Origin of the sequence: Thermoflexus sp., assembly GCF_042408365.1 — a bacterium.
GTDB lineage: Bacteria > Chloroflexota > Anaerolineae > Thermoflexales > Thermoflexaceae > Thermoflexus.
On sequence record NZ_JBHOQJ010000104.1, the window covers coordinates 1 to 8,877 of the forward strand.

Here is an 8,877-nt window from a genome sequence, read left to right on the forward strand (position 1 = left end):
TTCAAGAGCGCTGCGGCGACGGCGCTGTGGAGCTGGCGGCGCCGCAGGGGAGGGATATCCTGGTACACGGCTTCTTGAAGAAGCGGGTGCCGGAAACGGACGCGGCGATGCTTGGGGTCGCCGCTGATGGTGAGCAGCCCGCAGGCCACCAATTCCTCCACTGAGTCCTGGCCCCGTTCGGGCTGTAAGCCGAGCAGGAGCCTGAGATCCATCTCGCGGCCGATGACCGCAGCGACCTCGAGCAGCTCTCGGGCCGTCCGGGAGGCGATGGACCTCCTGGGGAAGGTGTTGCCTCACGCCATCGCCATGTTGCGAGGGGAAACCGGCCCGGCGGCAGAACATTCCCTGCGCGTCTGAACAGGTTCCCACAGGGCCTCAGCGGGCCAGCATCAACACCATATCATAATATGTCAGATTGGCCTCCCGCCGGCGCTGGACCACCTCCTCCAGCGGGATGGTCACGATTTCACGGCCTTGGAGGGCGGTCATCACCCCACGCTCGCCCGATAGTAGCGCCTCCACCGCTTTCACTCCCATGCGGGTGGCCAGCAGGCGATCGAACGCTGTGGGACTGCCCCCGCGTTGAATATGACCCAGGATCGTAATGCGCACATCAAAGCCAATCGGGTGGCTTTCCAGGAACTTGGCTACCTCCGTGGTCCGGTAGGGAGCCCCTTCCGCGATCACAATTAACGCATGGGTCTTGCCCCGCTCATAGGCATCCATCACCGCACGGGCCACCTCCTCCAGACGGGTCTCCCGCTCCGGGATCAGCACCATCTCCGCCCCGCCGATCACCCCGGCGATCAAGGCCAGATACCCGCAATCCCGTCCCATCGTTTCCACCAGGAAGGCCCGTCCGATGGAGGAGGCCGTATCCCGCAGTCGGTCGATGGCATCGATGATGGTGTTTAGAGCGGTATCCACCCCAATGCTCATATTGGTGCCCCAGATGTCGTTATCGATGCTGGCAGGGATTCCCACCACTGGGAATTCGCGCTGATGGAGGGCGAAGGCCCCGCGCATGGAGCCATCGCCGCCGATGACCACCAACCCCTCGATCCCATACTGGTTCAGGCGACGCAGCGCTTTACGCTGTCCTTCTTCCGTCATGAACTCCTTAGAACGGGCGGTTTGAAGGATGGTCCCACCGCGCTGGATAATGCCTCCCACGTCACGCGGGCGGAGCTCCATAATCTCTCCTTCGATCAGGCCCTGAAACCCGCGACGGATCCCCAACACCCGCACGCCATGATACGCGGCAGTGCGCACCACCGCCCGAATGCAGGCGTTCATGCCCGGCGCATCCCCCCCACTTGTCATCACACCGATACAACGCATTCCACTCACCTCCCCTGATTGGAGCGTTGAGCGCCGTTCTAAAATCACACATTATAACCATTTTATTGGGCCTTGGGCGCCATAAGCAACATCTGGCGCTGCGACACGCCCGCTGATGGTAGACGCCACGCCGCCTCGCAATCCGATTGAGAGGATGCCTTTGTTGTAACAGCAAAGCCGCCGCAACTAAAATTCGCCCCCTTCGCTGAAGATCTCCACAATGGAGGCGGACAAAGCAGTTGTTTCCGCACCCCCATTAGAGCGCTGACAACGCTTGACAGGGCCGTTGCCTATATAAAACGCTCGAATTAAAATAAAATGTAATCGGCCCATGAAGCTGTTCTCTCCGGATCGGCTCTATGCGAATGTAAAGGATGCTCCTACGCTGGAATTTGGGCTCTGTGAACTTTCGGTGGGGGTAAAGTCCATGGCAAGCGTGGCCTTTGAGAATGTGACTAAGCAATTCGGAAACGTGGTGGCCGTAAAGGACCTCACGCTGCATATCCCGGATGGAGAATTCCTGGTGCTGGTTGGTCCCTCGGGATGCGGCAAGACCACCACCCTACGCCTCCTGGCCGGGCTGGAAGAGGTCACCCGTGGACGGATCTACATCGGAGAGCGCGATGTGACGGAGATCCCTCCCAAAGACCGCAACATCGCGATGGTCTTCCAGTCCTATGCCCTCTATCCTCACATGAACGTCTATGACAACATCGCCTTCGGCTTGCGCATGCGCAAAGTCCCCAAGCCGGAGATCGAGCGGCGGGTACGGGAGGCCGCCCGGATGTTGGAGATCGAGCACCTACTGGATCGCAAGCCGCGGCAGCTGTCGGGTGGCCAGCGCCAGCGGGTGGCCGTGGCCCGGGCCATCGTCCGCGATCCAGCGGTGTTCCTCTTCGACGAGCCGCTCTCGAACCTGGACGCCAAGCTGCGGGTGCAGACGCGGGCGGAGCTGATCAAACTACACCAGCGGCTGGGGACGACCTTCGTCTACGTGACCCACGACCAGGTCGAGGCGATGACCATGGGCACCCGCATCGCAGTGATGAAAGATGGAGTGCTCCAGCAGGTCGATACCCCCCAGAACCTCTACGAGCGGCCGGAAAATCTCTTCGTGGCCGGGTTCATCGGCTCGCCGCCTATGAACTTCTTCGAGGCCCGCCTGGTCCCAGAGGGCGATGGGCTCTGGATCGACACCGGCGCCTTCCGCGTGCCGGTCCCGCCGGAGCGGGCGGCAGTGTATCGGGCCCATATCGGTCGGCGGGTGATCTTCGGCCTACGACCGGAGCACATTTACGACCCCGACTTTGCCCCGCCCCTCAATCATCCGGCAGAGGTGCAGGCCCGGGTGGATGTGCGGGAATTGATGGGAAGCGAGATCCACCTGCATCTGGTGGCAGGCCGTCAGGTGTTCGTCGCGCGCGTGGATCCGCGGACCCGGGCTTTGGTGGGGAACACGATCCGCGTGCTCTTCGATATGGATCGAATGCACCTCTTCGACGCAGAGACGGAGCGAGCGATCCGCTGAGCCAGCACAGGAGCGGGCTGTGGGCGCGCCAAAGCGCGCCCACAGCCCGCTTGATTTCAACGCTCCCGTACAGCGATGAACCGATCGAAAGCCACCCGGGCCTCGCCTCGTTGCATTGTCCCAATGCTCACACCCACCTGCCCACTGACATCCTTCTCCTCGCGACGGATACGGGCCGCTTGGCTGCCATTGATCCAGAAGGTTATCTCCTCGCCGGCGCAACGGATCCGCAGATGGTTGGTGGTCCGCCCCCGTTGGATGGCCGGATAGGCCGTCCAATCCACGAGGGTTCGCCAGCTTCCCCGTTCATACAGAAAGACCGCGTAGTAACCATCCGCGCTGATCGTAAAGCGATAGAAGCGCCCTCCCTGAGCCTGGACGATCAGACCGTAATCCGTGGAGGAGGGGCCCTCCAACAAGGTTCCCTCCACTTCCACCTGGCCATCCCGGAATGCAAAGGGGGCGAGGGCCCAGCCGACCGTGCGCGGCGGCTTCAGGCTCAGGACGAGACGTCCGCCTTCCACCCGCGCGGCGAAGCGCGCCTCCTGAGGAAGAAACCATCCCAGGGCGCCGTTCATAAAATCCGCCGTATAGCGGGCCTCAGGGGCTGGACGGCAGGCGGCGATCCAGAGGCCCAGCATCCCCAGAAACATGCCTCGCAGGATCCCTCTGATCCTCGAACCGCTGGTCCGGAATCCCCGGAGATGATCGTTATCCCATTGAGCGAGCATGAGCGTGCTCTCCTCGTCAACAATCCTTCCGCGGAGCTCCCATGCTCTATAATTCTCCTGGTGGATCGATAACGCGAGTTGAGCAGCCGTCTGTTCCCTTAAATGTTCACGATCCGAGGAGAGCAGGGAACTCTATGTCCGAGGAGCGGCAAATCCCCCCTCCACGGTTCCAGCTCGGTGATCCTCGCTGGCTGTTGGAATTGCGGTATCTGCCGTGGCCAGCGGATTGGGCAGCTTGTTTCGGTCGGAACGGCCCGCTGCATGTGGAACTTGGGTTCGGCGACGGGTCCTTCCTGGCTGCGCTGGCCCGCCGGATGCCGGAGGCGAACTGCGTGGGAGTGGAGCGGGCCCTGGAGCCGACCCGATGGGCACTTAAGCGACTGCACCGGGAGGGCCTGGAGAATGTCCGCCTGGTGCTTGGAGATGCCTTCGCCGCTCTCGCTTTCCTCTTTCAGCCAGGATCCATTGACGGACTTTATATTAATTTTCCCGATCCGTGGCCGAAGGCACGTCATCACCATCGGCGGCTGCTGACGCCAACCTTTCTGCAACTGGCAGCTCATCGCCTTCGCCCGGGCGGCACGCTCCTAATCGCCACCGACGACGCGGATTATGCGCTTTGGATCGCTGAGGCGCTGGAGCGGACCCCGGGGTTCCAGAGCGCTTTCGGGGAGCCATGGGTGCACGCATTGCCGGACCGGGAACCCACCCGATATGAGCGGAAAGCCCTCGCCGCCGGGCGGACGTGCTTCTATTTCATCTGGCGGCGGGTGGGGCCAGTGCCCTGCCCATCGCTTCCTCATATGATGCGTCCGGAGGAAACCATGCCCCATCGGATCTGGCAAGGCATGCCGGAGCTGTCTCAGGTGGTAGCGGCATTGCGAGGACGTATATGGCAGGACGGGGGGACCATCTGGCGTGTGAAGGAACTATATCGCTCGATAGAGGGAGAAGGGTTGTTGATTGAGCTGTTGATGGCGGAAGGCCAGTGGGTGGAAACAGTGGCCCTGCGGTTCCAGCCCCACGGGCATGAGAGCTGGATCCTGAAGCCGGCTGAGATTGGAGGGCTGCGGCCGACGGAAGCCCTTAAGATGGGCGTGCGGGCTGTCGCCTCCGCCATTGAGGAGGCAACACCGGGTCTTCGGATCCTCTCCTCCACGATCTAAGCCAAACCCCATGGGTCTTTGGGGATCAGTTAGGCAAAAGGCGGCCCCCAACCCCCGAAGGGTTTCCTCCCCATTCCCACAGACCCTTGGGCCGTGGGGATCGGGAGAAGTTGATGATAAGGAGGATTCGATGGACAAAGCCATCCAGGAATTAACCTTTGAAGAAGCACTGATGGAACTGGAGCGGATTGTGCGCGCCCTGGAGGGCGGCGGGCTCCCTCTGGAGGAAGCCATGGCTCTTTATGAACGGGGACGGGCGCTGGCTGATCGCTGTCAGCAATTGCTGCAGGAGGCCCAGCTTCGGGTTCAGCTGCTTGAGCGGAACGAGTCCGGGGCGATCCAGCTGACCCCATTTGAGGAATGAGGAATGGCGGCGAGCGATCTTTTCCAGAATCCGATTCTGATCCCGGCGTTCCTGGCCTGGACTGTGGCTCAGGCCTCGAAGGTCCCGGTGGAATGGGCGCGGCGACGGCGGCTGAACCTGGGGTTGCTGATCAGCGCCGGCGGCATGCCGAGCTCCCATGCCTCTCTGGTCTCGGCGATGGCGACAGCGGTGGGGCTGCGAGAAGGCCTGACCTCAACAGCTTTTGCCATCAGCCTGATCGTTGCCTTAATTGTGATGTATGACGCAGCCGGAGTCCGTCGCGCGGCCAGCATCCAGGCCCGCATCTTGAACCAGATCCTGGATGAGGTGTTCGCTGGCCGTCCGTTAAGCGAGCAACGGCTGAAGGAGCTGATCGGCCACACCCCGATGGAGGTCTTTGTGGGCGCGTTGCTCGGGATCGGGATCGCATGGCTTTGGTGGCATTTCGCGCCGTAGGAACGCACCGAGTCGAGGGAAAGGATCTTCCACTGTTCGCAATAGAGCAAGAAGCACTCTATATCACCCGTGGCGGTGGAATCCGATGAAGATCTACACGCGGACCGGCGATGATGGCACCACTCAACTGATGGGCCCGACCCGGGTTCCCAAGGATCACCCCCGGGTGGCCGCTTATGGGGCGGTGGATGAGCTGAACGCCTGGCTGGGCTACTTGGGTGCGATGGGGATCCCAGCCCCATGGCCGGAACGCCTGCAGACGATCCAGCGGGACCTCTTCGTGATCGGAAGCTACCTCGCTCTGGATCCGGTGATGGCGGATCGGGCCTCTGCGCTGCCGCCTCCCCCGGAGGGGCGGATCGCCGAGCTGGAAGCATGGATCGACGAGTGCGAGGCCGTGGCCGGCCCTACCCGTGTCTTTGTCCTCCCCGGCGGCCATCCCCTCAGCGCAGCCTTCCATGTGGTTCGCACTGTCTGCCGACGGGCGGAACGAGAGGTGGTGACGCTGCACCGGCAGGAGCCAGTGCCCCCCTGGATCCTCGCCTACCTGAACCGACTTTCGGATCTGCTCTTCATGCTGGCCCGATGGGCCAACGCAATCCACGGCGTTCAGGATCTCCCATGGATCCCCTGATGGAAAGCCTTCCGGCTCCAGCCCGGGCGCTCCTGGAACTGATCCGCGCCCGACGCTCCATCCGGCGGTATCATCCGGATCCGATCCCGCGGTCATGGGTGACAGCGCTGCTGGAGGGGGCCCGATGGGCTCCCTCCGCCCACAACCGCCAGCCGTGGCGGTTCGTGGTGGTGGAGGATCCGGGCGTGAGGGCCCGGCTGGCCCAGGCGATGGGCGAACGCCTCAAAGAGGACCGACGACGGGAGGGGGTTCCGGAGGAGCAGATCATACAAGAGATCACCCGATCTTATGAGCGGATCGTTTCCGCCCCGCTGGCCATTGTGGTCTGCCTCTCGATGGCGGAGATGGATCGATACCCGGATGAGCGACGTCAGGCAGCCGAGCGGGCGATGGCGGTGCAGAGCGTGGCGATGGCCGGCCAGAACATGCTCCTGATGGCCCACGCCCTGGGCCTGGGGGCCTGCTGGATCTGCGCTCCCCTGTTCTGCCCGGAGACCGTGCGGGAGGTCCTGGGGCTGCCGGCGGATTGGGAACCCCAGGGGATGATCTTGGCTGGGTTCCCTGCGGAGCCGCCCCGCGCCAAACCCAGGCGGCCAATTGAGATGTTCACGCTGTGGATAGGACCGTAACTAAGAGGGGAATTCTCCTACTCTCAGTCGCCCGGAGGGCTGTCAGGAGGGGAGACAAGTGGAGGGCGGCCCGCTCCTCTAAGGAGCGCCGGTGAAGCGCTTGTGAGCTATGTCGATGATCGGGTTGCGGGGCGGATCGCCGAAGTACCCGCCCCGCAACCTCCGGTTTGGGATCAGGCTGGCCCCTCAGGCAGCCGATATTCCCGGAACTGCTCTCGCAGCACCTTCTTATCGAACTTCCCCACGCTGGTCTTGGGAATGGCTTCCACAAATACGACGTCATCCGGCAGCCACCACTTAGCGAAACGCGACCTCAGGAATTCTATAAGTTCCTCTTTGGTGATGCTTTCTTTATGCTCCGGCCGCGGAACTACCACGGCCAACGGGCGTTCCTGCCATTTCGGGTGCGGCACGGCAATGACCGCAGCCTCCAGCACCTTGGGATGGGCCATCAGGGCGTTCTCCAGATCCACCGAAGAGATCCACTCCCCGCCGCTCTTGATCAGGTCCTTGGTGCGATCCACGATCTGGATGTAGCCCTCCGGATCGATGGTCACCACGTCCCCGGTGCGGAACCATCCATCCTGGAAAGCCTCGGCGGTGCGTGGGTCGTTGTAATAAGCCCGGATCACCCAGGGGCCGCGGACCTGGAGCTCGCCCATGGTCCGGCCGTCCCATGGCACCTCGCGCCCCTGATCATCCACCGCCCGGATCTCCACACCGACCACCGGCATGCCCTGCTTGGCACGGATCGCAAAACGTTCCTCCTCAGGCCAGTCCGCCATATAGCTCTTGAGATTCGCCACCGTGCCCAGCGGGGTCATCTCGGTCATCCCCCAGGCGTGCGCCACACGGATCCCGAAGCGCTTCTCGAAGGCCTCGATCAGGGCCCGGGGCATGGCGGAACCCCCCACCGGCATTACCCGAAGGCTGGAAAGGTCATAACGCTCCCGCTCCAACAGGGCGTAGAGGCCGATCCAGATCGTCGGCACGCCAGCGGTCACCGTCACCTGCTCATTCTGGATCAGCTCCGCGATGTCCCGGGGTTGCAGGTGTGGGCCGGGGAAGACCAGCTTGGCACCGACCATCACCCCAGCGAAGGGCAACCCCCAGGCGTTGGCGTGGAACATGGGGACCACCGGCATCAACACATCCCGCTCGCAGATGCCGAAGGTATCGGCCAGGCAGAGGGCCAGGGAGTGCAGGAAGATCGCCCGATGGCTGTAGACTACCCCCTTGGGGTTCCCTGTGGTCCCTGAGGTATAACACATCCCAGCCGCCGCGTTCTCATCCAGGCGAGGCCATGGATAAGGGGCGTCGGGGGACTCCTCCAGCAGCGCTTCGTAATCCAGAGCGGGGCTCAGGGCCGTCTGGACCGGGCCGGTGTCGCTCATGACGACGAAGGCTTTGACGGTGGGGATCTGATCCCGAATGCGCTCCAGGAGCGGGACCAGGGAGGCATCAACGAAAATCACGCGGTCCTCTGCGTGGTTGATAATGTAAATCAGCTGATCCGGTGCGAGGCGGATGTTCAGGGTGTGGAGGACGGCACCCATGCAGGGGGCAGCGAAGTAGATTTCGAGGTGGCGGTAGGTGTTCCAGGCGAAGGTGGCTACCCGGTCGCCGCGCCCGATCCCGAGCCGGCTCAGGGCATGGGCGAGGCGATGAACTCGTTGATGGAAATCGGCGTAAGTGTAGCGGTGCATCCCAGCGGCGGTGCGGGTGGCAATCTCCTTGCGAGGGAACAGGCGCGCGGCGCGGTCCAGGAAATGATGCAAGGTCAGCGGCCAATCCATCATCAGCCCTTCCATGGCTCCCTCCTTTTCGCTCGAGGAGATAAGGGGGCTTACTTCTATTATATCCACACTGCTCTGCCGCAAACAGGGGAAGTCACCCAGGGATTTTCAGTAATCATGCTGCTCGGGCCGAGCGGATGGCCTCACCCCCCTGGATCCCCCTTCCCACGGCCCTTCGGGCCGCAGGGAGGGGGGATGAAAAGGGTTTGGGGGCGAGCCGGCCGCCTTTGGC

At 62.8% G+C, this 8,877-nt stretch carries 9 protein-coding genes; 6 read left to right on the forward strand and 3 right to left on the reverse strand.

Annotated features, from left to right (window positions below; translation table 11 throughout):
* Window positions 1–375: 375 nt before the first annotated feature.
* Window positions 376–1,341, reverse strand: a complete 966-nt coding sequence (pfkA, locus tag ACFMO5_RS04455; RefSeq protein ID WP_376791553.1) for a 6-phosphofructokinase — start codon at window positions 1,339–1,341, stop codon at window positions 376–378.
* A gap of 427 nt (window positions 1,342–1,768) precedes the next feature.
* Between pfkA and ACFMO5_RS04460 the strand changes: the two genes are divergently transcribed.
* On the forward strand, window positions 1,769–2,869 hold the full coding sequence (locus tag ACFMO5_RS04460) for an ABC transporter ATP-binding protein (RefSeq protein ID WP_376791554.1): 1,101 nt from the start codon (window positions 1,769–1,771) through the stop codon (window positions 2,867–2,869).
* A 56-nt stretch (window positions 2,870–2,925) separates the two neighbouring features.
* Here ACFMO5_RS04460 and ACFMO5_RS04465 read toward each other — a convergent pair whose 3' ends face one another.
* Window positions 2,926–3,600, reverse strand: coding sequence for a hypothetical protein (locus ACFMO5_RS04465; RefSeq protein ID WP_376791555.1), 675 nt, complete (start codon window positions 3,598–3,600; stop codon window positions 2,926–2,928).
* A 134-nt stretch (window positions 3,601–3,734) separates the two neighbouring features.
* Between ACFMO5_RS04465 and trmB the strand changes: the two genes are divergently transcribed.
* The 5 genes from trmB to ACFMO5_RS04490 all read left to right on the forward strand — a co-directional run bounded on the left by trmB (window position 3,735) and on the right by ACFMO5_RS04490 (window position 6,849).
* On the forward strand, window positions 3,735–4,766 hold the full coding sequence (trmB, locus tag ACFMO5_RS04470) for a tRNA (guanosine(46)-N7)-methyltransferase TrmB (protein WP_376791556.1): 1,032 nt from the start codon (window positions 3,735–3,737) through the stop codon (window positions 4,764–4,766).
* 130 nt (window positions 4,767–4,896) lie between these two features.
* Window positions 4,897–5,130 (forward strand): exodeoxyribonuclease VII small subunit, encoded by a 234-nt coding sequence (gene xseB, locus ACFMO5_RS04475; RefSeq protein ID WP_376791557.1) that lies wholly within the window; start codon window positions 4,897–4,899, stop codon window positions 5,128–5,130.
* A gap of 3 nt (window positions 5,131–5,133) precedes the next feature.
* A complete protein-coding gene (locus ACFMO5_RS04480) occupies window positions 5,134–5,586 on the forward strand; it encodes a divergent PAP2 family protein (protein ID WP_376791558.1) in 453 nt (150 codons plus the stop codon).
* 85 nt (window positions 5,587–5,671) lie between these two features.
* Entirely contained in the window at window positions 5,672–6,220 is a 549-nt protein-coding gene (locus ACFMO5_RS04485) for a cob(I)yrinic acid a,c-diamide adenosyltransferase (RefSeq protein ID WP_376791559.1), read from the forward strand.
* Entirely contained in the window at window positions 6,220–6,849 is a 630-nt protein-coding gene (locus ACFMO5_RS04490; RefSeq protein WP_376791560.1) for a nitroreductase family protein, read from the forward strand. The genes ACFMO5_RS04485 and ACFMO5_RS04490 overlap by 1 nt, the downstream gene beginning before the upstream one ends.
* 173 nt (window positions 6,850–7,022) lie before the next feature.
* Here ACFMO5_RS04490 and ACFMO5_RS04495 read toward each other — a convergent pair whose 3' ends face one another.
* The gene (locus ACFMO5_RS04495; protein ID WP_376791561.1) at window positions 7,023–8,660 is read right to left on the reverse strand and encodes a long-chain fatty acid--CoA ligase; all 1,638 of its coding nucleotides are present in this window, start codon (window positions 8,658–8,660) and stop codon (window positions 7,023–7,025) included.
* Between the last annotated feature and the right edge of the window lie 217 nt (window positions 8,661–8,877).

Bases quoted from the DNA above. Each gene is read 5' to 3' on its own strand.
- ACFMO5_RS04495 (WP_376791561.1), bottom strand. From the start codon at position 8,660: ATGGAAGGGCTGATGATGGATTGGCCGCTGACCTTGCATCATTTCCTG.
- ACFMO5_RS04460 (WP_376791554.1), top strand. From the start codon at position 1,769: ATGGCAAGCGTGGCCTTTGAGAATGTGACTAAGCAATTCGGAAACGTG.
- xseB (WP_376791557.1), top strand. From the start codon at position 4,897: ATGGACAAAGCCATCCAGGAATTAACCTTTGAAGAAGCACTGATGGAA.
- ACFMO5_RS04485 (WP_376791559.1), top strand. From the start codon at position 5,672: ATGAAGATCTACACGCGGACCGGCGATGATGGCACCACTCAACTGATG.
- pfkA (WP_376791553.1), bottom strand. From the start codon at position 1,341: ATGCGTTGTATCGGTGTGATGACAAGTGGGGGGGATGCGCCGGGCATG.
- ACFMO5_RS04490 (WP_376791560.1), top strand. From the start codon at position 6,220: ATGGAAAGCCTTCCGGCTCCAGCCCGGGCGCTCCTGGAACTGATCCGC.
- trmB (WP_376791556.1), top strand. From the start codon at position 3,735: ATGTCCGAGGAGCGGCAAATCCCCCCTCCACGGTTCCAGCTCGGTGAT.
- ACFMO5_RS04480 (WP_376791558.1), top strand. From the start codon at position 5,134: ATGGCGGCGAGCGATCTTTTCCAGAATCCGATTCTGATCCCGGCGTTC.
- ACFMO5_RS04465 (WP_376791555.1), bottom strand. From the start codon at position 3,600: ATGCTCGCTCAATGGGATAACGATCATCTCCGGGGATTCCGGACCAGC.